This is a genomic window from Actinosynnema sp. NPDC053489 (assembly GCF_044544865.1).
In the GTDB taxonomy this organism is placed as follows: Bacteria; Actinomycetota; Actinomycetes; order Mycobacteriales; family Pseudonocardiaceae; genus Actinosynnema.
Window position 1 is genome coordinate 152,157 of record NZ_JBITXT010000007.1, and the last position, 21,880, is coordinate 174,036.

A 21,880-nucleotide genomic window follows, 5' to 3' on the forward strand; every position below is an offset into this window, starting at 1 on the left:
GGATGTGGTGTGGCGTGGGCGGGACGCGCTCGGTCCCTGACAAGGGCGGTCCGAGGTGAGCGGGGTCGGCTCGGCGACCACCCCGACCACCCTGGTGTCGCGGTGGCTCAACCCGGGGTCGCGGGAGGAGGCGGGCCCGGACCTGCTGCGGCGGGTGAACGCGGTCGCCGTGCTGCTGGTGGCGGCCGACGTGGCGGTGGTCGCGGTCGTGGCGGCGCGGTACTCGCTGGGCGCGTGGTGGACGACCGTCGTGGCGGTGGCGCTGCTGGGCGCGCGGGCCGCGTGCCGGCTGTACCGGCGGCGGCTGTGGCTGTCCTGGTTCCACGACCTGCCGCGCTCGATCGGCGCGACGGCCGTGGCGTTCGCCACGGTCGGGCTGGTCGGGCTGGTCGGCGCGCCGCCGGGTGGCGCGGCGCCCGCGCAGTGGGCCGTGCTGGCGTTCGCCGCGCTGACCGAGCCCGCCCGGCTGTTCGTGTTCGCCTTCGGCCGCTGGTGCCGCCGCCGGTTCCACCGCTGCGACCGCACGATCGTGGTCGGCGCCGGGAAGGTGGGGGTCGACCTGGTCGGGGCGATGCTGGCGCACCCGGAGTTCGGCCTGCGCCCGGTCGGGTTCGTCGACCCCGAGCCCGCGCTGGACCGCGCCGCGCTGCCCGTCGCGCTGATGGACGAGGACCTGGCCGACGCGATCACCCGCCTGGGTGTCGGCACGGTGGTGCTGGCGTTCTCGCACGCCCGCGAGTCGTCGGTGGTCGACTCGGCGATCACCGCGCACCGGCTCGGCTGCACCACGCTGGTCGTGCCGCGGATGTTCGAGCTGTACCAGGACGGCCCGGACATCGAGCGGCTGCGCAGCTACCCGCTGATGCGGCTGGGCACCGCGCCGACCAGCAGGCCGAGCTGGTGGGTCAAGCGCGCCATGGACGTGCTGCTGGCCGCGGTGGCGCTGGTGGTGCTGTCGCCGGTGATCGCGGTGTGCGCGCTGGCCGTGCTGCTGGAGAGCGGCCGGCCGGTGGTCTTCCGCCAGGTCCGGGTCGGCATGGACGACCAGCCGTTCGTGCTCTACAAGTTGCGCAGCGTGAGAATGACCGGGGAAGACGATTCCCAAGTCACCTGGTCGGTGGCCGGGGATCGCCGGGTCGGACCAGTGGGACGATTCCTGCGGCGCACTTCGCTGGACGAACTGCCGCAGTTGTGGAACATCCTCCGGGGTGACATGTCCATCGTCGGACCGCGCCCGGAACGCCCGGGTTTCGTGCGCGAATTCTCGGCGATCCACGAGCTGTACTGGGCCCGCCACCGCGTTCCGACGGGCCTCACCGGGCTCGCGCAGGTGCACGGGCTGCGGGGCGACACCTCGATTGTCGACCGGTCGCGCTACGACAACTACTACATAGCCAACTGGTCGTTGTGGTTGGACGTCAAAATCCTGTTGCAGACGGTGGGTGAGCTGCTGTGCCGGAGGAACCGGTGAACCGCCGACGCGCCGGGCGCGTCCTCGGGCTGTTGTGCGCCGCCGCGCTGCTGGTGTCGAGCACCGCGTGCACCAGCGGCCTCGCCCTCGGCCGGCCGGTCCCGCCGCAGGACCCGCTGGGTCCGCTGCCCAAGCCGCTGGCCCCGTGCGGCTGGTGGTACGGCATCGGCGAGCCGCCGACCAACCGCGAACTGGCGTTCGCGGCCGAGCACTACGGCCTCGTGGTGCTCAACGCGACCGAGACGTGGGCGCTGCGGCGGCTCAGGCAGCTCAACCCTAAGGTCAAGGTGCTGGTCTACAAGGACTTCGCCAGCGCGCGGAACTACCCCGGCACGGTGGTCGGCGACGCGGACGCGCCGCTGCTGCCCACCGGCATCGGCTACTTCAAGGCGGAGCGCGAGAACCCGCAGTGGTTCGCCGTGGACGCCCGCAACCACCGGATCGAGTGGACCGCCTACCCGAAGCACTGGCAGATGACGGTGTGGGACCCGGCGTACCAGAAGGCGTGGAGCGAGGCCGTCGTCACCGAGGTGGTGCACGAGGGCTGGGACGGCGTGCTGGCGGACAACGACTTCAGCTCCCTGCGGTACTACTCGCCGGCCGTGCTCAAGGGCACGTTGAGCGCCGACGAGTCCGACCGGATGATCCGCGAGGGCATGGACCGGTTCCTCACCACGGCCGGTGACGCGCTGCACAGGGCCGGCAAGATGCTCATCCCGAACGTGTCGGAGTCGCACCTGACCGCGGGCCGGTGGACGGCGCACTCCCGGTACGACGGCGCGATGGAGGAGAACTTCGGCCTGCGCGACAACGGCACGGGCGAGCTGCTCACCTTCACCGGCAACGAGTGGAAGGAGCTGCGGTCGCAGGCCGCGCTCGGCGAGAGCTGGCTGCTGCTGATCACCCACACCAAGGGCGCGCGCGAGGAGCGCCTCGGGTACGCCACGGCCGCCCTGCTCGCGGGCCCCTACACGTGCTGGTCGGGCGCGAGCACGAAGGACTACCGCAACCCGGACTGGTCGGAGTACCAGGACGCAAAGCTGGGCGAGGCGACCGAGACGGCGAACCGGCTGCCGTCGGGCGTGTGGGACCGGCGGTTCACCGGCGGGTACGTGGCGGTGAACCCGACGGGGAAGGCCGTCCGGGTGTCGCCGCCGCCGGGTCTGGTGAACGTGGACGGCGGGGTCGCCGCGCCGGACTCCATCGAGCTGGCGTCCGGTGACGCCGTGGTCCTGGTCAACCCCTCGGGCACTACGGGCACCGCGCGCACCACGACACCCACCACGACCACGACCGGGCCGACGAGCACGACCGCGGGCACGACGGGCACGACCACGGGCACGACGAGCACGACCGCGGGCACGACGAGCACGACGAGCACGACTGCGGGCCCTACGTCGCCCAGCCCATGAGTTCCCGGTAGAGGTCCAGGTGCCGCCGCGCGCACACGTGCGGCGCGAACCGCTCCCGCGCCCGGGCCGCGAGGGCCAGGCCGATGCGGGCGGGGTCGGGTTCGGCGAACAACGCGCACAGCCGGGCGGCCAACTGGTCGACGTCGCCCGGCGCGGCCAGCGCCGCGCCACCCAGCATGTCGGCGACCCCGCCGGTGTCCGTGGCGACCACGGGCTTGCCGGCCGCCATCGCCTCGGCCACGACGAGGGGCTGCTGCTCCATCGTGGACGGCAGCACGAGCGCGTCGTGGTGGCGCAGCACGTCCGGCACGTCGGCCCGGAAGCCCAAGAACCGCACCCGCCCGCCCAGCGCGCCCGCCAACTCCTCGGCCCGCTCCCGCTCCGGCCCGTCACCCACCACGGTCAACGTGGCGTCCGCGGGCATCACCCCGGGCAGCGCCAACGCCGACAGCAACGTCGCCAGCCCCTTGCGCGGCACCAGCAGCCCGACGAACACCAGGCGGCGGACCGGGCCGGTGGGCGGCTGCGCGTGCGCCGGTTCCACGCAGTTGTCGATGTGCGCCAACCGGGCCGCCGGCACCCTCAGCCTGGCCGACAGGAACCGGCCCATCTCCGGCGCGGGCACGACGGTCCGGTGCACGGCCCGCGCCACCACGGCGTCGGCCGCCAGGACGGTCCGCGTGTAGACCGACGGCCTCGCCGACCGCGGCACGCCCCGGAACCACTCCTCCCCCACGTCGTCCGGCACGCCGTGGTAGGTCTGGAGCACCTTGTGCCGCCACCGCAGCCCGGCCGTGACGAGCCCGGCCCGCCGGTCCTGCGCGTGCACCACGTCCGGCCGCCAGGCCCGCACGACGGCCCGCGCCCGCCGCCCGGCCCGCACGTCGGCCTTGTCGCCCACCTCGACGTGCTCGTGGTGGCCGTGCACCACCTCGGCGCCGCGCCGGGGCACCGGCCCGAACAGCCGCACGTCCGCCTCCCCGGACGCGATGAGCGCCCGGGCCAGCCGCACGGTGACGTCGACCGGCCCTCCGCTGTCCTGGGTGAGCACGTACGCCACCCGCAGCCGACGCGTCACCGGGCACCCACCAGCAGCTCGTCCACCAGGGCCGCGACCTGGTCCGCCATCTGCCGCCGGTCGAACAGCAGCTCCACCCGGCGGCGACCGCACGCGCCCTCCAGGTCCGCCGCCGCCGGGTCGGCGAGCCGCACCGCGACCGCCTCCGCCAGCGCCCCGACGTCACCGACCGGCAGCACCGCGCCCGCCTCGCCGACGCTCTGCCGCACCCCGTTCACGTCGAACGCCACCACGGACCGCCCGCACGCCATCGCCTCCAGCGGCACGAGGGCCATCCCCTCCTCCCGCGACGGCAGCACGACGACGTCCGCGGCGGCGTAGAAGTCGGTCACCCCGTCGTCCTCGCCCCACCAGCGCACCGACTCGTCGTCGCAGGCCTCCCGCCACCGCCGCGCCATCGGGCCGTCACCGACCAGGACGAGCCGCGCGTCCGGCACCCGCGCCCGCACCGCGGGCCACGCCGCCAGCAGCTGGTCCTGCCCCTTGTAGGGCACGAGCCGCCCCACGCACACCGCGGTCGGCACGTCCGGCAGCCCCAGCCGCCACCGCGCCGCCAGCCGGTCGTCCGGTCGGAACCGGTCGACGTCCACGCCGTTGCACACGACCTCCGCGGGGCACCGCACCCCCGCCGCGCGCCCGGCCACCAGCTCGTCGTCGCTCACGCACACGAGCCGGTGCGTCCACCGCGACGCCAGCCGCTCCCAGACCCGCGCCGCCCGGCCCACGACCCCGCTGACGCTCTGGAACGACCACATGTGCGGCTGGAACAGCGTCGGCCGCCGCCCGCGCACGACCAGCCGCCCCACCAGGCCCGCCTTGGAGCTGTGCAGGTGCACGGCGTCCGCACGCAGGTCCCGCAGCACCCGCCGCAACCGCGCGGCCTCCCCCGGCGTCCCGAGCCCGGGGTGCCGCCGGGCCGGCCAGTCGCGCACCTCCACGCCCAGCCCGCGCGCCCGGTCGGCCAGCGGTCCCGGCGGGCACACCACCGCCACCGACCACCCCAGGTCGCGCTGGGCGCGGACCAGGTCCAGCACCACCGCCGCCACGCCCCCCGTCACGGGCTGGCTCACGTGCACCACCCTCACCGGCGCACCACCTCCCGGTTCGCCGCCGCCACGACCACGCCGCACACCACCGCCAGCACGACCCCTTCACCGAGCGCGGCCACCACCGATCCGGGTGGCCCGAACACGTCACCCACCGCGAGCCCCACCGCCGCGCAGCACGCCGCCGCCCCGACCACGCCGGCCGCGCCGCGGGCCAGGGCGGGCAGCGGCGGGCCGATCCCCCGCCGCGCCAACGCCCACCACGTGCACGGCACGACCAGCCACGCCGCCGCGACCTGCGCCAGCGCGACGGCCACCACGCCGTGCCGGGTGGCGATGAGCAGGCCGGCGAGGAGCAGCGCGAGGTGGGTCACCTCCAGCGCCAGGTAGCGGCGGGCGTGCCCGGCGGCCTTGAGCACCTGGTACCACAGGTGCAGCAGGCTGATCCCCAGGCCGTACAGGCACAGCAGCGCCAGCGGCAGTGCCGCGTCCGCCCACCGCGCGCCGAACACCACGACCCGGTCGGCCAGCGCCGCCGTCACCGCGTACAGGCCGCCGGTCACCACGAGCACGGCCGAGGTGAACCGACCGACCACTTCGGACAGTCCCCGGCCCTCGCGGACCAGTTCGGCGCACAGCGGCAGCACCACACCGCCGAGCACCACGGCGACGAGGATGTAGGGCACCCAGGCGATCCGGTACGCCAACGAGTACGCGCCGACCGCCTCCGGGCCGTGCACGCGGGCGATGGCCAGGTAGTCCACGTTGATCAGCAGCACGGCCACGAGCGCCCCGGGCCCGACCACCGCGATCCACCGCACCGCCTCGGCGGCCGCGTCGGCGTCCCACACCGGCCGCACCCGCACGCCGACGGCGACGGCGAGCACGGGTTGCGCGACCGCCGTGCACAGCAGGCCGACCACGAGGGAGTGCGGCCCCCAGCCCGCCGCGGCGAGCGCGATCGCCACCACCGCGCCGAGGACCGCGCCGCCCGCGTCGGGCAGCAGCCGGCGGCGGAAGTCGAGCCGCCGGTGCAGCAGGCCCATCTGCACCCCGGCCACCGCGGAGAACGGCAGGCTCAGCGCCGCGAGCCGCACGAGCGGCGCGGCCGACGGCGAGTCCAGGGCGTCCGCGACCGCGTCCGCCCCGAGCACCAGCGCCGAGGCCAGCACGACACCAGCGCCCGCGCTGAGCACGAGCAGCGTGCCCGCCACCCGGCCCGGGTCGCGCTCCGTGCGGCTGACCACGTCGTACACGCCCATGGACTGCACGACCTGGCCGATGTTCACCAGCGCCACGGCCAGCGCCACCAGCCCGAGCCCCTCCTCGGTCAGGAACGCGGCCAGCACCAGCGTGACGGCCATCTGGCTGCCCTTGCTGACGAGGTTGACCGCGAAGAGCCACAGCGAGCCCCGCACGGCCCGCCGGCCGACCGGTGTCACGTCCGGACCGTGCCGACGCCCGAGCAGCGGCGGGTGGCCGCGAAGGCCGCGGCGAGCGCCCACGCCGCCACCACGGCGACGCCGTCGACCGTCACGTCCGCCCGCGCGCTCGCGACGGCCCGGACCACCCGGCTGACGAAGTGCAGGTGCGCGAACGGGACGAGGAGCAGCGCCACCGCCAGGGCGAGCCGCCAGTCGCGCTCGCACCCGCGCCGCCACCACACCACCCCGACCGCCACCAGCGACGGCACCGCGATCAGCACGTCGCCGGGCTGGTGCACGACGCCCGCGACCACCGCCAGGCACGTGAGCAGGTCCGCGGCGGCCGGCTGGCCCATCCGGTCCAGCCGCCGCGCCAGCACCGCGCTCACCGCGAGCACGCCGATCAGCACGACCGGTTCCGCGCCGGCGGGCACCCACCCCGTGACGCGGTAGAACACGGCGGCGACGTCGACGCGCTGGGCCGTCATCGAGTCCACCGCGCCGTAGGTCGTGCCCTCGGCGTGCGCGAGGTTCGCGGCGATCGCGTCGAGGAACGGCCCGACGCCGCCACCGCGCGCGACCAGGGGCACGACCACGACGAGGCTCGCCGCCGCGGCGATCGCCGTCCCGCCCAGGGCCACCCGCCGGGAGCCGCGCACGAACAGCAGCACCGCCAGCGGCAGGCCGAACTGCGGCTTGAGCCACGCCAGCGCCAGCGCGACCGCCGCCCACCGCGGCGCGTCCCGGCGGGCCAGCAGCGCGCCCGCCGCGCCGACCGCGATCAGCGGGTTGACCTGGCCGACGTACAGCTGGGCCTTGCCGACCTGGCTGAGCACGAGCAGCGTCGCGACCACCGCCGTGCCCAGCACCACCGGCACGTGCGGGCGCAACCGGCCCGCCGCCAGCAGCGCCAGGGCGACCAGCAGCACCAGCGACGCCAGGGTGAACGCCACCGCGCCGACCCGGTACCCCGGCAGCGCGAACGGCGCGTGCAGCAGCAGGTGGTAGGGCTGGTAGAGGTTGAACGCCTGCCGCACCGGCCAGTGGTCGAACATCGTGTCCGGCAGGTAGGGGTTGCCGCCCGCCAGGAACTCGCGGACGGGGAAGTACAGCGCGTCGCGGAAGTCCTGGAGTCGTTCCTCGGGCAGGTTCTCCCACGTCGGCAGCGGCACCTGCCACGCCGGCCGCAGCGCGCGCCACGCCGCCGCCACGCCGACCAGCACCGCCAGTGCGGTCAGCAGCCGCACCCCGTCCTTCGTCGCGACGGTCTTCAGCACGTCACCACCGCCACCACGGTCGCCGTCGCGGGCAGCGCGCCCACCACGGTCGCCAACTCCTCCTGGGGGCCGCCGCCGGGGACGACGGCGATCACCGAGTCGCCGTCGGCGGGTTCGCCGGTCTTGTCCGGCAGTTCGGCGGCCAGTTCCTCGGCGCGGTCGGCCAGGGCCGGGACCACGGCGACCACGCGCGCGGGCCGTGCGGCGGCCTCGCACAGCAGCGCGAGCCGTTGCGCCAGGTCGGGGTCGTCGTCGGGCAGCACGGCCACCGGGCGCCGCACGCCGCCCGCGGTGAGCGCGGCGCGCACCAGGTCGCGGGGGCGGGTGCGGCGCAGGTGGCCGACGGCGTGCGCGACCAGGCCGGCCAGCACGCCGGCGATCAGCGCGAGGCCGTAGGCCAGCGGCCGGTCGGGCGCGACCCGCGTGGTCTCGGGCCGGTCGAGCAGGCGCAGCCGGGCGACGGGCGCGAGCAGGTCCGCGTCGACCACGGCCTGCGCGATGCGGAGCGCGGCCTGGGCGGACCGGTCCGGGGTCTCGGCGCGCACGGACAGCCGGGCGAGGCCCGAGGCGGGCACCAGTTCGACGGACACCCGGCGGGCCAGGTCGTCGGGCGTGGTGCCCAGGTCGGTCGCCGGGCCGCGCAGCACGGACGGGCTGCGGGACACCTCCACCAGGGCGGGCAGCGACAACGCCACGACCTCGCCGAAGCTCGCCTCCAGGGGTTGCTCCGGGTCGCCGGTGGCGGGCACCGCCAGCACGCCGACGCGGCTCTCGTACTGCTTGCCCGCCACCTCGACGGCCACCACCACGACCGCCGCGACCAGCAGGGCGATGCCGACGCTGAGCGCCAGCGGTCGCTTCAGGGCCGCGAGGACCCGCCCCAGGGCCGCGAGGACCCGCCCGAGGGCCGCGGGGACGCTCTTGAGGCCGGCGGGGACGCGCACGTCCCGGGGCCCGCTCAACACCTTCATGACGCTCCGATCGCGGTGCGCAGCAGTTCGTCGTAGGACCGCATCAGCAGACGCGGGTCGTGCTGCCGGCGCACGGACTCCAGGCCCGCCCCGGCGAGTTCCGCGCGGGCCCGCGGGTCGAACAGCAGCGACCGCAGGGCCCGCGCCGTCGCGCCCGGGTCGCGGCGCGGCACGAGCAGCCCGCCGCCGCCGGCCAGCGCCTGCCGCACCCCGTCCACGTCGGTCGCCACCACGGGACGGCCGGCGGCCAGCGACTCGAGCACCGCCACCGGCATGCCCTCCCAGTCGCTGGTGAGGACGGTGACGTCGGCGGCGGCCAGCAGGTCGGGCACGTCGCACCGGTTGCCGAGGAACCGGACCCGGTCGGCGACGCCCAGCTCGGCGGCGCGGCGGCGCAGCACGTCGCGGAGGCTGCCGTCGCCCGCGAGCCACAGCACCGCGCCGCCGTCGAGCCGCGCCCACGCCTCCAGCAGCACGTCGTGCCGCTTCTGCGGTTCCAGCCGGGCCGGGCACAGCGCGACCGGCACGTCGGGCGCGACGCCGTGCACCGCCCGCACCGCGTTCCGGTCCACCCGTTCGACCTGCGGGAACACCGCGTTGGGGATGACGACCGGGTCGGGCACGCCGGCGGCGCGCAGCCGGTCGGCGGTGACGTCGGCGACCGCGACCACGGTGCGCGAGGTGCGCTTGAGGATGCGGGCCGCGCCGGTGTAGTCGGCCTCCGCGACGCCGTGGAACACCGTCAGCAGCGGCAGCCGGCGCGGCAGCACGGCCAGCCGCGCGACCAGGCTGGCCGACACGTTGTGCGCCAGCACGACGTTCGGCCGGAAGTCGCGGATCGCGGCCTTGGTCGCCGCGGTGGCGCGCAGCACGCCCGTCGCCCGGCGCCGGGCCACCGGCACGGTGAACGTCGGCACGCCGCACGCGCGCAACGCCTCCGCCCGGTGCCCGCCACCGCTGGCCACCGCCGACTGCCAGCCGAACTGCTCACCGGTCCTGGCCATCCCGGCGACGAGCGCCTCGGCGCCGCCGGTACCCATCTCACTGATCACGTGGAGCACACGCAACGTCGTTCGCCCTCCTCAGACGCAGGTCGGCCGCGGCGACGACCGCGACCAGCGACCACAACGGCAGGTAGTACTGCTGGGACAGGAAGGTCGAGGCGACCACGACCGCGATCAGGGACGCCTGCGCGGCGACGATCGGCAGCGGGTCGGGCGTGGTGCGGCGGACGCGTTCGCTGACGACGGCGGTGAGCACCAGCAGCGCCGCGAACAGCGCGAAGCCGGGCACGCCCAGTTCGGCGGCGACCTCCAGGTACGTGTTGTGCGCCACCGGGGTCTGCTCGTCGATCTCGGCGTTGTTGGAGGCGGCGGGGTAGTCCGCGCGGAACCCGCCCGGCCCGACGCCGAGGGCCGGGTGGTCGGCGACCATGCGCGCGGCGGCCTGCCAGCGCAGCTCCCGGGTGTCGACGTTGAGGGCCGCGACGTGGTTCTTCTCCCGCACGGCCCGGTCCAGCTCCGGTCCGGCGAACAGGACGGCGGCCACGCCGAGCACGGCCAGCGCGGCCACCGCGCCGACCAGCGCCCGCAGCGGGAGGGCGCGGCGGGCCAGCAGCCACGCCAGGGCCGCGGTCAGGGCGAGCGCGCCGCCCCGGGAGAAGGTCGCCGCCGCGCCCGCGGTCAGCGCCACGGCCGCCAGCGCGGCCGGCGCGCGGTGGCGCAGCGCCACCAGCAGCGGCAGCGCGGCGACCAGGAAGTAGGCCAGGTCGTTCGGGTCCTCCAGCGGCCCGGCGGCCCGCGCCTGACCCTCGACGGCCATGCCGGCGAGCGCGCCGGCGGCGGCGACGACGGCTCCGGCGGCGGTCGCGGCGAGGACGGCCCGGATCGGCACCTCGCGGGAGACGACGTCGACCAGCACGACCGTGATCAGCAGGAACGGCAGCCAGCGCAGCGCGTACCCGGCCGCGTACGGCCCGCCCGCGTGCACCGCCCAGGACGCCGGCACCACGACGGCCAGCGCCGCGAGGGGCACGTGCACGGGGTGCGGCTCGGGTGCCCGCCGCTGCCGCACCCGCAGCACCGCCCAGGCGAGGACCAGCAGGGCCGGCGGCAGCTTGGCCAGTTGGCCGTGGAGCTGGAAGAGGTAGCCCTCCAGCGGCGCGGTGAACACCGTCGCGCACGCCAGGACCCGCACCAGCCAGGTCATCCGCCGCACCGCGCCAGCAGCCCGGTGTCGTGCTCGCGCAGGCCCGCGTCGAGCCGGTCGACGTGCTCGCCGGTGCCGACCACGTCGAAGCGGTGCGCCCGCAGCGCGCCGAGCACCCAGCCGAGGAACTCGACCTTCCGCGCGCCGGGCACCCCCATGCCGGGGAAGAACTCGAGCCCCGGTGCCTCGGCCGCGCCGAGCACGTCGGTGGGGTGCAGCAGCACGGACGGCTGCACGCCCCGGGCCGCGCACAGCCGCAGCGCGGCGGTGAAGTAGCCGCGGGCCAGGCGCGGTGACACCTGGTGCAGCTGGAGCAGGTAGGAGCCGTGGATCGGGACGCGCAGCAGCGGCATGGTGGTGACGGGCAGCTCGACCAGGCCGGGGCCGACGCGCCAGCGGTAGGCGGCGTTGGGCGCGCGGACGCGGGCGAAGCCGCCGAACAGGTCGCGTTCGCCGCCGGTCGGCGCGGTGCGGTTGTGGTAGGCGCGGGCGAGCGGGCCGATCCAGGTGGGCAGCGTGCTGGCGTCGTAGCGGTAACCGCGTTCGACGAGCAGCTCCAGCAGGTCGCGGGTGACGCTGTAGCCGGGGCCGCGGAAGCCCGTCGGCCGGGGCGCGCCCGCGGCGATGATGGCGTCCTCGGTGCGGGCGAGCTCGGCTTCGAGCCGGTCGCGGGTGTAGCGGTGCAGCCAGGGCTCGTGGTGGTAGGAGTGGTTGGCGACCTCGTGGCCCGCGGCGGCGATGTCGGCGACGGCCCGCGCGCCGTCGTCGCGCTCGGCGTCCGCGCCGACGACGAAGACGGTGGTGGTGAGGCCGTGCTCGCCGAAGACCTCCAGCAGGCGGGGCACGGCGGTGGGCAGGTAGCTGGGCAGGCGCTCCCACCCGGGGTCGCCGTGGGTCTTGAGGTAGGCCCAGAGGTTGTCGAGGTCGAGGGACACGCTGGCGGTGCTCACCCGGTCACCTCCGCGGCCGCGCGGGCGAAGCGGTCGGCGTAGCCGAGCAGGAGCACGCCGCAGACCACCAGCGCCACGCCGACCGCGACCCACCACTCGCGGCCGGGTGCGATCCGGTCGCCGAGGGCGGCGATGCCGACGATCGAGGTGAGCACGACGGTGGTGGCGTCCATGGTGGCCGCGGTGGCGGTGGCCGAGCCGCGGCGCAGGGCCAGCGCGAGGTAGGACTGGCCGACGAGCGCGGCGACGACCATGAGCCACGCCAGCGGGTACAGCGGGAGGGTGGGCAGCGGTTCGTCGGCGAGGGTGCGGCTGGTCATGGCGACCACGGCGAAGGCCAGGCCCGCGGCGGCGGCCGGCGGCACGACGCCGCGGACCCGTCGCTGCACCAGGACGAGCACGAGGACGGGGAGTCCGAACAGGACGATCCCGGGGCCCTGCGGCACGTCGCGCGCGGCCGACGGGGTGGCCGCCGCGACGAGCAGCAGCAGGCCCGCCGCCATCACGACGAGCACCACGACCTCGACCGCGCGGACCCGCCAGCCGAGCACCGCGATGCCGAACAGGGTGGCGAGCCCCACGGCGCACGAGGAGCCGGCCTGGACGAGGTAGAGCGGGAGCCGGGCGCGGGCGAGGAAGGCGAGGGCGAACCCGCCGACCTGGCCCGCGAAGCCGATCAGGTACAGGCGGTCGCGGGCGAGCCGGGCGAGCAGGCCGAGGCCGCCACCGCCCTCGTCGGCGCGCCGGGAGGCGATCGCCTGGGCCACGATGCCCAGCGCGTACAGCACCGCCGAGGCGGTGAGTTCGAGGTAACCAGTCACGCGACTCTTCCCGTTGAGACAGCCGGCGCGCGGGAGCGGTCGGCGTGATCCGGACATCGGAAGGGCAGCGTAGAACCCGAATGTTCGCGACTCGTTCGAGCGATAGGTGATGACCTGATCGAGTTAACTTCTTCACTACACAACGGTTTTCGGCCGGGCGTGCCCGATCCGGACCGGGTAATCGTTCTTCCACTGTGGACACTCGGTCGCCCCGCTCCCGGGGCGTGTTGCCGAACCGGCAACTTTCTTTGCCAACCGCCGGACCGGTGTCGCACGATCGGGGCATGGACGCGAACGAGGAGTACTGGGAGAACTTCTACCGCGAGCGGGGGCAGGTGTGGACCGGCAAGCCCAACGAGCTGCTGGTCCGCGAGGTCGCGCACCTGGACCCCGGCACCGCGCTCGACCTGGGTTGCGGCGAGGGCGGTGACGCGCTGTGGCTCGCCGAGCAGGGCTGGTCGGTGACGGCGGTCGACGTGTCGGAGACGGCCCTGGCCCGGGGCGCGGCCCGGGCGGTCGAGGCGGGACTGGCCGGGCGGATCGACTGGCAGCGGCACGACCTGGCGCGCTCGTTCCCGACCGGGGAGTTCGACCTGGTCTCGGCGCAGTTCCTGCACTCGCAGGTGGCGGTGGAGGGCGAGCGGGAGGGCATCCTGGCGCGGGCGGCCGGTGCGGTGGCCCCGGGCGGGGTGCTGCTGGTCGTCGGGCACGGGGGGTGGGCGTCGTGGCAGCACGACCACCCGCCGTTCGACTACCGGTTCCCCACCAACGCCGACGTGCTGGCCTCGCTGCCCCTCGGCCCGGAGTGGGTGGTGGAGGTGGACGAGGCGGTGACGCGCGACGCGGCCGGCCGGGAGGGCGAGCACGGCACCCGCACCGACGTGGTGCTGCGGCTGCGGCGCGGGTAGGGCGCGTCAGAGGCGGTCGAGCAGGGAGGTCAGGGCGCGGCCCAGGGGCAGGTCGACGCGGACGGTCGCGTGCACGTCGCCCCTGGTCTCGCCCTTGTTGACGATGAGGACCGGCGTGCCCGCCGCGGCGGCGCGGCGGACGAACCGCAGGCCGGACATGACGGTGAGCGACGAGCCGAGCACGAGCAGCGCGTCGGCGGAGTCCACGAGTTCGTAGCACCGCTCGACGCGCGGGCGGGGCACGTTCTCGCCGAAGAACACCACGTCCGGCTTGAGCACCCCGTCACCGCAGCCGGCGCAGTCGACCAGCCGGAACGACCGCACCTCGTGGTCGGGCAGGTCCACGTCGCCGTCGGGGTTGATCCGGGTCGCGGTGGCCTCGAACGCGGGGTTGGCGGCGCGGAAGCGGCGGTCGAGGTCCTCGCGGGCGCTCACCTCGCCGCAGCCCAGGCAGATCACCCGGTCGAGGCTGCCGTGCAGCTCGACCACGTCGGGCGTGCCGGCGGCCTGGTGCAGGCCGTCGACGTTCTGCGTGATGACGCCCGAGAGGAGCCCGCGGGCGTGCAGCTCGGCCACGGCGCGGTGGCCGGTGTTGGGCGCGGCGCGGGCGATCGTGCGCCAGCCGAGGTGGCTGCGCGCCCAGTACCGCCGCCTGCCCTCGGTGCTGCCGACGAACTCGTCGTAGGTCATCGGGGTGTGCTTGCGCAGGCTGCCGGACGCGCCGCGGTAGTCGGGGATGCCGGACTCGGTGGACAGCCCCGCGCCGCTGAGCACCAGGACACCGCCCCGGGCGAGGACCGGCACGACCTCGTCCAGGCTGGTGGTGCGCGGCAGCGGCGCGCCGGTCGGCGTCCAGCTCAACGTCGGCCGCGTGCGCATGGCACCCACTGTACGTGCGGTCGGGCGGTGGTCCGGGGCCTCGACGGGCGGGCGGTCGGGCGCTATACCTGGCTCGACGCCGGTCGGGCCGGTGGACGGAGGTGCGGGCGTGCGGATCGTGGCGGCCGAGGTCGTGGTGACGTGCCCGGGGCGGAACTTCGTCACGCTCCGGGTCATCACGGAGGACGGGATCACCGGGCTGGGCGACGCGACGCTCAACGGGCGCGAGCTGGCGGTCGAGGCGTACCTGCGCGAGCACGTCGTGCCGCTGCTGCTCGGCCGGGACGCCTCGGCCGTCGAGGACACCTGGCAGTACCTGTACCGGGGCGCGTACTGGCGGCGCGGGCCGGTGACGATGGCCGCGATCGCCGCCGTCGACACGGCGCTGTGGGACGTCAAGGCGCGGGCCGCCGGGATGCCGCTGTACCAGCTGCTCGGCGGGGCGTGCCGGGTCGGCGCCCTGGCGTACGGGCACGCGTCCGGGCGCGACCTGCCGGAGCTGTTCGACTCGATCCGGCTGCACCTGGAGCGCGGGTTCCGGGCGATCCGGGTGCAGACCGGCATCCCGGGGCTGGGCAGCGTGTACGGGGTGGCGGCGTCGGCGGCCGGCGGTGGCGAGCGGTACGACTACGAGCCGGCGCGGCCGACGCCGCTGCCGGTGGAGGAGGGCTGGGACACGCGCGCCTACCTGCGGCACGTGCCCTCGGTGTTCGAGGCGGTGCGGTCGGAGTTCGGCCCGTCGCTGCCGCTGCTGCACGACGGCCACCACCGGATGACCCCGGTCGAGGCGGCGCGGTTGGGCAAGGCGCTGGAGCCGTACGACCTGTTCTGGCTGGAGGACGTGACGCCGGCCGAGGACCAGGCGGCGTTGCGGCTGGTCCGGCAGCACACCACCACGCCGCTGGCGATCGGCGAGGTGTTCAACTCGATCCACGACTACACCGCGTTGCTGGGCGAGCGGCTGATCGACTACGTGCGCTCGGCGGTCACCCACGCGGGCGGCGTGACGGGGTTGCGGAAGATCCTCGACTACGCCGCCGTGCACGGCGTCAAGTCGGGCATCCACGGGCCGACGGACATCTCGCCGGTCGGCATGGCCGCCGCGCTGCACCTGGACCTGGCCGTGCACAACTTCGGCATCCAGGAGTACATGCCGCACACCGCGGAGGCGCTGGAGGTGTTCCGGACGTCGTACCGCTTCTCGGACGGCCTGCTGCACCCGTCCGACTCGCCGGGGCTGGGCGTGGAGCTCGACGTGGACGCAGCGGCCGCGTTCCCCTACCGTGCCGCTTACCTGCCGGTGAACCGCCTCGCGGACGGCACCCTCCACGACTGGTGAGCGGAACCATGGCGAAGATCGTGCTGTCCCTGTCGGTGTCCCTGGACGGGTTCTTCGAGGCGGAGGACGGTGCGATCGACTGGCACCGGGTGGACGAGGAGCTGCACTCGCACTTCAACGCCGAGCTGGGGCGGATGGGCGCGTTCCTGTCGGGCCGGCGCACGTACGAGCTGATGGCGGACTACTGGCCGACCGCCGACGAGGACCCCGACGCGCCCGCGCCGGTCGCGGAGTTCGCCGGGATCTGGCGGGACATGCCGAAGGTCGTGTACTCGCGGACGTTGGGGTCGGCGGGCTGGAACTCGACCGTGGTGCGCTCGGTGGTGCCGGAGGAGGTGCGGGCGCTGAAGTCCTCGGCGACCGGCGACCTGGCCCTGGGCGGCCCGGACCTGGCCGCCACCTTCCGCCGCCTGGGCCTGCTCGACTCGTACCGCGTCTACGTCCACCCCGTGCTGCTGGGTCGTGGCCGGCCGTGGCTCGCGCCGGAGGACGACCGGGCGGACCTGGAGCTGGTGGGGACGAGGGCGTTCGGCAACGGCGTCGTGCTGCTGCACTACGACGTCCGGGGCTCGGAGGGCTAGGTCACCGGTCAGAAGCGGAACGCGGCGCGCACGATCGCGGCGTCGAAGGGGCGGTTGCCGGACTGGACCGGCATGGTGCCCGGTGGGCGCGGGCCGACGACGGACTCCGCCTCCGGTGGCAGGCCGGCCCACTGGTCGGCCACCGAGACCTCCAGCGGGGTGCCCGGGTCCAGCTCGCAGGTGATCTCGCGGGCCGCCGGGCCGTACAGCTCCAGCACCGCGCCGGGCAGCGGCAGGGCGCCCGAGCGGCAGCCGCGCACGCCCCGGTCCGGCACGGTGACGTGCGTCCGCCACGCCCGCTCCGCCGGGGTGACGCGGAACGTCACGGTCCGCGCGGCGGCGTCGGTGGCGGACACCAGGTCGGCGGCGGGCGCCGGCAGGCGCAGGTCCGGCGCGTCGGCGCGCATCGGCGGCTGCGCGGGCGCGGGGTGCAGGTCGGTCGACGGCACCCGTTCCGGGGTCTCCCCCAGCACCCGCGAGGTCCACTCGTCGGGAGCCGGGTCGGCGGAGAGCCAGCTCGCCCGGCCGGTCGACGTGTCCTGCACGTAGACCAGCGCGTCGGGGCGCGGCTGGTCCGCCGTGAAGCCGAACCGCGCGGTGCCCACCGCGAGCAGCGCCACGGCCACCGCCGCCGCGCCGAGCGCCGGCCACCACGAGCCGGACGGCAGCAGCGGCAGCAGCAGCACGCCCGCGAGCACGCCGAACACCACCGCGACCGCGCTCAACGGCATCCCCAGCGCCACCATCATCGTGCCGACCAGCGGCGGGAAGATCGCCGCCGCGACCAGCGGCGAGAGGAACGCGAGCCGGGTCGTCACGAGCGCGGGCAGGCCGAGCAGCAACGTCCACTGGAACAGGAACCCGGCACCCGGCACCGCCGCCGTCGCGGCCACCAGCAGCACAGCCGTCACCACCAGCACCCCGGCGACCACCTCCGCCGACGACCACCGGCGCACCACCCGGGCCGCCGCCTGCAGCACCGCGAGCCCCAGGGCGCAGAACCCGGCGACGAACCACCCCCGCTCGTAGGGCTCGGACAGCGCCAGGAACGCCAACCCGGGCCGTACGGCCGCCACCAGGGCCCACAGCCCGAACGCCGACGCGCCCGCCACGACCACCGCGCCGAGCGCCACCCCGGCGACCGCGGCCACCCCGCGCCACCGCAGCCGTCCTCGCCGGACACCCAGGACCAGCAGCACGACCAGCGCGGTCACCGTGACCACCGCCAGGACCACCGCCGACCACGTGGGGTAGCGGACCAGCACGCGGGAGAACAGGTCGAAGTACACCGCGTCCCCGCCACCCGCCCGCAGGTCGCGGTCGCCCAGCGCCCGGACCAGGCCGACCATCGTCTCGCCGTGGTGCTGCAGGCTCCCCCGGTCCAACCGCGCCACGTCGTCGTAGGGCGAGTGGTAGTCGCGCACGTCCTCGATGAACGCGCTGTCCAACCCCCGCGCGCCGGCCCTCTGGAACACGGTGAAGTCGCTGTAGTTCGGCATCCGCCGGTAGACCTCGTAGGCGAACGAGTTCGCGATCGGCCTGCTGCTCGCCCCGCCGAACGCCGACACGAACGGCGCGTTGTCGGCACCGGTCTGGAACATCCACACCGGTCCGCCGCTGCCCCGCGCCTCCCAGTTCAGCACCGCGCCGACGCCGTCGACCCCGTTGCGCCGCACGTACGCCTCCGCGCCGAGCGTCCCGGCCTCCTCGCCGTCGGTGAACAGGAACACCACGTCGTTGCGGACCGCGCCGGCCGCCACCGCGCGCAGGGTCTCCAGCATCGCCGCGACCGCCGCCCCGTCGTCGGCCGCGCCCGGACCGGTCGGCACCGAGTCGTAGTGCGCGACCAGCAGCAACGCCTTCCCGCCGCTCACCGACGGGTCCGTGCCGGGCACGCGCGCCACGACGTTGTGCGCGGTGGCCAGCCGCACCACGCCCCGCCACGGCAGCACCACGTCGTCCGACTCGACCGACACCCGCGCGCCCAGGTCGCGCGCGGTGTCGGCGATGTAGTCGCGGACCCGCGCGTTGTCCGCCGACCCGATCGGGTGGGGCCGCTGGGCGACGGCCGCGAGGTGCCGCTCGGCGCGCCCGGCGGCGAACCCGTCCGCCGGCGCGTCCGCCGCGGGGGCGGGCGGGCGGAACGCGAGCACGGCGAGCGCACCCACCCCCGCGATCACCGCGAGCAGCAGCACGACCAGCCGACGGGAGCCCTCGATCATCCGCAGACCCTAAGCCGGCGGAAACCCGGTCGACAGGCCCCGGACCGCCGCGCACGATGTGCGCCATGAACGCCCTGCCCGCCGGTCACACCGTCCGACCGCCGCGACCGGAGGACGCCGAGCTGATCCTCGGCCTCGTGCACGCCTACACCGCGGAGGTGATCGGGTTCGCCGACTACACGCTCGACGACATGTGCGACGAGCTGCGGCGACCCGGTTTCGACCTGGACCGGGACGCGTGGCTGGTGCTCGACCCGGCGGGCGGGCCGGTCGGGTACGCGACGGCGAACGGCAAGAGCGGCAGCGACGAGGTCGACCTCGACGTGGTGTCGGCGGACCCGGTGGTCGCGGACTGGCTCTTCGACCGGGTGCTGGAGCGGGCCCGGGAGATCGGGCGCGAGGGCGGGCACGACGGGGTGACCGTCGACCAGGGCGTCTACCGCGACGACACGGCGTTGCGGGAGCGGGTGGCGGCGCGGGGCTTCGAGGTCGCGACCACGTTCCACCGGATGCGGGTCGACCACGACGGCGACGTGCCGCCGCCCGCGCCGGTGCCCGGCCTCGTGCTGCGGCAGGGCGTGGACCCGGACGTGCGGCGGGTCGTGCACGAGGTGTGGAACGCGTCGTTCGCCGGGCAGTTCGGGTTCGTGCCCAAGGCGTTCGAGGACTGGCACGAGGCGCTCGACCGCAAGTCGATCTTCGACTGGACCGGGCTGTGGCTGGCCGAGCTGGACGGGCGGCCGGCCGGGTTCCTGGAGTGCACCGACCAGTTCGCCGACGAGGACCGCGGGTACGTCGGCCACCTCGGCGTGCTGCCCGGCGCGCGCGGGCGCGGGGTGGCCCGGCACCTGCTGCGGTACGCGTTCCACCGGGACGCGGCCGCCGGGCGGGTGGGCACGGTCCTGCACGTCGACTCGAATAACCCGACGCCCGCGCTGGACCTCTACGAGTCGGTGGGCATGCGCCCGGTGCTGGTGATCGACGTGTGGCGCGCCCGGCTCACCTGACCGGCGGGCGTCACAGCGGGTCGAGGCCGGCCCTGAGCAGGCCGACTCCGAGCAGGCCGACTCCGAGCAGGCCGACTCCGAGCAGGCCGACTCCGAGCAGGCCGACTCCGAGCAGGCAGGACCCGTTGCCCTCGGGGTCGGGCGAGGACGTGCCGCGGCTCCCGGCCCGTCCGACCGGCGTCGGCCTGACGCGCACCGGGCGCGAGGAGGGGTCACGGCTCGGCGCCCCGGTCGCGGCCGGTGGCGTCGACGTCGGTGGCGTCGACGTCGGTGTGGAGCCGTGACCTGCCGGGTTGTGGTTGGTCCTCGCGCCCTAGCCGTTCTGCTGGCTGTCGATCGCCCACTGGCCGTTGACCTTGGCCAACGTGTAGACGTGCTGCTCGGTCTGCGTGCCGCCGGACTTGAACGTGTACGACACGGTCGCCGCCACCTGCTCCGGCCCGACCGCGCGGACGTTGCCGACCGTGACCGCGCTCATCTGGCCCCAGAACGCCTGGTAGTCGGCGAAGCTGGGTGCCCGCGTGGCCTTGAAGCGGTCGGTGAGGCGGGAGTAGGCGGTCTGCAGGTCGTTCGGCAGCAGGCCGTAGTAGTCGCTCACCGCCCGGTCCGGGCTCACGTCGGCGGGAGGCGGTGGCGGGGTGGGGTTCGCCGGCTCCGTCGTCGTGGCCTCGGTGGTGGTGGTCGCGTTGGGCGGCGCTTCCTGCGTCGTCTGGGCCGGGGGGTTTTGGGCCGGCGGGTTCTGGGCGGCGGTCTCGGACGTCGGCTGGGCGGTGGTCCCGGTGGTGGTCCCGGCCGACGGCGAGCCGTCGTCGCCGCGGGTGAGCAGGTAGGCCACGGCGGCGATGGCGATCAGGGCCACGACGGCGAGCGCGACGAGCGCCTTGCGGTCGCCCCGCTTCTCGTCGCCCGGGGGTGTGCGCGTCTCACCGGTCGGGGGTGTGCGCGCCGGCTGGGGTGCCGGGGTCGGGACCGGCCTCGCCGGTTCCCGCCGCACCGGCTCGGGTTCGGGCTCCGGTTCGGGGTCGGCGGCCGGCGGCGCGGCGAGGATCGCCGTCGGCGCGGGCGTCGGCGGCGGAGGGGGCGGGGCCGCGCCGTCCAGCCGGACGGTGCGCAGCATGTCCGCCGCTTCGGCCATGGTCGGCCGGGTCTCCGGGTTCGGGTCGAGCAGGCGCATGATGACCTGCGTCAACGACCCGGCGTTGCGCGGCGGCGGGAACCGGCCGTCGGCGATGCGGTGCAGCAGGGCGATGGTGTTGCCGTCCACGCCGAACGGGGGCGTGCCCTCCAGCGCCGCGTAGAGCGTCGCGCCGAGCGCGAAGACGTCCGCCGGGAACTCGCCCTTGCCACCGCGCGCGACCTCGGGGGCCAGGTAGGCGGGGGTGCCGACGAGCATGCCGGACGCCGTGACGGTCGCCTCGTCGGCCGCGCGGGACGTGCCGAAGTCGGTGACCTTGACCGTGCCGAACTCGGTGACCAGCACGTTGCCGGGCTTGACGTCCCGGTGCACGACGCCGGCGGCGTGCGCGGCGGCCAGCCCGGAGGCGAGCTGCACGCCCAGCCGGGCCACCTCGTCGGGCGGCAGGGTGCCGCGTTCGGACATCACCGTGGCCAGGCTGCGCGACGGCAGGTACTCCATGATCAGCCACGGGTGGCCGTCGTGCTCGACCACGTCGTACAGCGCGATCACGTTCGGGTGCGACAGGCGGGCGGCGATGCGCCCCTCCCGGACCGCGCGGTCGATCGACTCCTCGTCGAACCCGACGCGGGACAGCAGCTCCTTGACCGCCACGACGCGGCGCAACCGCTGGTCCTCGGCGCGCCACACCACCCCCATCCCGCCCGCGCCGATCCTCTCGGTCAGCCGGTACCGACCCGCGATAGTACGGTCCTCCGCCACCCGTGCTCCCAACGTCGTGCGCACGTACGGCGACGGGGGTACCCGATCGGGTTACCTCTCGAACGTGCGTTGCAGTGGTAACACCTGCGGTGGTGGTTTGTCCCTTCACCACGCGGGCGACGCCGAAGGTGAGCCGGGCGCCACTCCCGTTCGGGTCCACTGTGGAGCGTGGATGGGTTCGGGGGGTTCGGTGGACGGCGCGGGCCGGGGGTCGGGACCATGGTCGATTCGGCCGCGGCGGCACCGGGGCGGACGGGTCGGTCGGAGCCGCCGTGGCGGGGTCGGGTCGGTCGGAGCGGCCACGACGGCACCGGGGCGGACGAGTCGGTCGGAGCCGCCACGACGCGGTCGGGTCGGTCGGGGCGGCCACCTGCCTCGACCGGCCCGAT

At 75.5% G+C, this 21,880-nt stretch carries 19 protein-coding genes; 6 read left to right on the forward strand and 13 right to left on the reverse strand.

The features are described from left to right. The first annotated feature begins 55 nt into the window (after positions 1-55). Positions 56-1,471, forward strand: coding sequence for a sugar transferase (locus ACIGNX_RS17945; RefSeq protein WP_396541324.1), 1,416 nt, complete (start codon positions 56-58; stop codon positions 1,469-1,471). After that, the gene (locus tag ACIGNX_RS17950) at positions 1,468-2,883 is read left to right on the forward strand and encodes a putative glycoside hydrolase family 15 protein (protein WP_396541326.1); all 1,416 of its coding nucleotides are present in this window, start codon (positions 1,468-1,470) and stop codon (positions 2,881-2,883) included. Before ACIGNX_RS17945 ends, ACIGNX_RS17950 begins: the two co-directional genes overlap by 4 nt. Here the strand turns inward: ACIGNX_RS17950 and ACIGNX_RS17955 are convergent. From ACIGNX_RS17955 to ACIGNX_RS17995, 9 genes are read right to left on the reverse strand one after another with little or no spacing between them, the layout of a single operon-like run. After that, positions 2,864-3,961, reverse strand: a complete 1,098-nt coding sequence (locus tag ACIGNX_RS17955) for a glycosyltransferase family 4 protein (RefSeq protein ID WP_396541328.1) — start codon at positions 3,959-3,961, stop codon at positions 2,864-2,866. The genes ACIGNX_RS17950 and ACIGNX_RS17955 overlap by 20 nt on opposite strands. Continuing rightward, positions 3,958-5,031 (reverse strand): glycosyltransferase, encoded by a 1,074-nt coding sequence (locus tag ACIGNX_RS17960; RefSeq protein ID WP_396541330.1) that lies wholly within the window; start codon positions 5,029-5,031, stop codon positions 3,958-3,960. Before ACIGNX_RS17960 ends, ACIGNX_RS17955 begins: the two co-directional genes overlap by 4 nt. 11 nt (positions 5,032-5,042) lie before the next feature. Beyond that, positions 5,043-6,449 (reverse strand): oligosaccharide flippase family protein, encoded by a 1,407-nt coding sequence (locus ACIGNX_RS17965; RefSeq protein WP_396541332.1) that lies wholly within the window; start codon positions 6,447-6,449, stop codon positions 5,043-5,045. Next, the gene (locus ACIGNX_RS17970) at positions 6,446-7,708 is read right to left on the reverse strand and encodes a glycosyltransferase 87 family protein (protein ID WP_396541334.1); all 1,263 of its coding nucleotides are present in this window, start codon (positions 7,706-7,708) and stop codon (positions 6,446-6,448) included. Before ACIGNX_RS17970 ends, ACIGNX_RS17965 begins: the two co-directional genes overlap by 4 nt. Further along, positions 7,702-8,673, reverse strand: a complete 972-nt coding sequence (locus tag ACIGNX_RS17975; protein ID WP_396541336.1) for a hypothetical protein — start codon at positions 8,671-8,673, stop codon at positions 7,702-7,704. Before ACIGNX_RS17975 ends, ACIGNX_RS17970 begins: the two co-directional genes overlap by 7 nt. Positions 8,674-8,675: 2 nt before the next feature. Beyond that, positions 8,676-9,719 carry a glycosyltransferase gene (locus ACIGNX_RS17980; protein ID WP_396541338.1) on the reverse strand — a complete coding sequence of 348 codons (1,044 nt, stop codon included), beginning with the start codon at positions 9,717-9,719 and terminating at the stop codon, positions 8,676-8,678. A gap of 1 nt (position 9,720) precedes the next feature. Then, the gene (locus ACIGNX_RS17985) at positions 9,721-10,887 is read right to left on the reverse strand and encodes an O-antigen ligase family protein (RefSeq protein ID WP_396541340.1); all 1,167 of its coding nucleotides are present in this window, start codon (positions 10,885-10,887) and stop codon (positions 9,721-9,723) included. Beyond that, positions 10,884-11,837 carry a polysaccharide deacetylase family protein gene (locus ACIGNX_RS17990; protein ID WP_396541342.1) on the reverse strand — a complete coding sequence of 318 codons (954 nt, stop codon included), beginning with the start codon at positions 11,835-11,837 and terminating at the stop codon, positions 10,884-10,886. Before ACIGNX_RS17990 ends, ACIGNX_RS17985 begins: the two co-directional genes overlap by 4 nt. After that, complete coding sequence (locus ACIGNX_RS17995; protein ID WP_396541344.1) at positions 11,834-12,658, reverse strand: hypothetical protein; 825 nt, start codon at positions 12,656-12,658, stop codon at positions 11,834-11,836. The genes ACIGNX_RS17990 and ACIGNX_RS17995 overlap by 4 nt, the downstream gene beginning before the upstream one ends. A 284-nt stretch (positions 12,659-12,942) precedes the next feature. Here ACIGNX_RS17995 and ACIGNX_RS18000 point away from each other — a divergent pair, with 284 nt between their 5' ends. Then, entirely contained in the window at positions 12,943-13,566 is a 624-nt protein-coding gene (locus ACIGNX_RS18000) for an SAM-dependent methyltransferase (protein WP_396541346.1), read from the forward strand. Positions 13,567-13,572: 6 nt separating this feature from the next. Here ACIGNX_RS18000 and ACIGNX_RS18005 read toward each other — a convergent pair whose 3' ends face one another. Further along, positions 13,573-14,445: an NAD-dependent protein deacetylase gene (locus ACIGNX_RS18005; RefSeq protein ID WP_396541348.1), complete on the reverse strand. Its 873-nt coding sequence runs from the start codon at positions 14,443-14,445 to the stop codon at positions 13,573-13,575. 109 nt (positions 14,446-14,554) lie between these two features. On the opposite strand from ACIGNX_RS18005, the gene manD reads away from it, so the two are divergent. Next, positions 14,555-15,784: a D-mannonate dehydratase ManD gene (gene manD / locus ACIGNX_RS18010; RefSeq protein WP_396541350.1), complete on the forward strand. Its 1,230-nt coding sequence runs from the start codon at positions 14,555-14,557 to the stop codon at positions 15,782-15,784. Beyond that, positions 15,781-16,365, forward strand: a complete 585-nt coding sequence (locus tag ACIGNX_RS18015) for a dihydrofolate reductase family protein (RefSeq protein WP_396541352.1) — start codon at positions 15,781-15,783, stop codon at positions 16,363-16,365. Before manD ends, ACIGNX_RS18015 begins: the two co-directional genes overlap by 4 nt. A gap of 8 nt (positions 16,366-16,373) precedes the next feature. Here the strand turns inward: ACIGNX_RS18015 and ACIGNX_RS18020 are convergent, their stop codons facing one another. After that, entirely contained in the window at positions 16,374-18,587 is a 2,214-nt protein-coding gene (locus tag ACIGNX_RS18020) for a M20/M25/M40 family metallo-hydrolase (protein ID WP_396541354.1), read from the reverse strand. Positions 18,588-18,652: 65 nt separating this feature from the next. Between ACIGNX_RS18020 and ACIGNX_RS18025 the strand changes: the two genes are divergently transcribed. Further along, a complete protein-coding gene (locus ACIGNX_RS18025) occupies positions 18,653-19,594 on the forward strand; it encodes a GNAT family N-acetyltransferase (RefSeq protein ID WP_396541356.1) in 942 nt (313 codons plus the stop codon). 10 nt (positions 19,595-19,604) lie between these two features. On the opposite strand, the gene ACIGNX_RS18030 is transcribed toward ACIGNX_RS18025, so the two are convergent. Both ACIGNX_RS18030 and ACIGNX_RS18035 read right to left on the reverse strand, forming a co-directional pair. Continuing rightward, entirely contained in the window at positions 19,605-19,790 is a 186-nt protein-coding gene (locus ACIGNX_RS18030) for a hypothetical protein (RefSeq protein ID WP_396541358.1), read from the reverse strand. A 117-nt stretch (positions 19,791-19,907) separates the two neighbouring features. Continuing rightward, positions 19,908-21,491 carry a serine/threonine-protein kinase gene (locus tag ACIGNX_RS18035; RefSeq protein WP_396541360.1) on the reverse strand — a complete coding sequence of 528 codons (1,584 nt, stop codon included), beginning with the start codon at positions 21,489-21,491 and terminating at the stop codon, positions 19,908-19,910. Between the last annotated feature and the right edge of the window lie 389 nt (positions 21,492-21,880).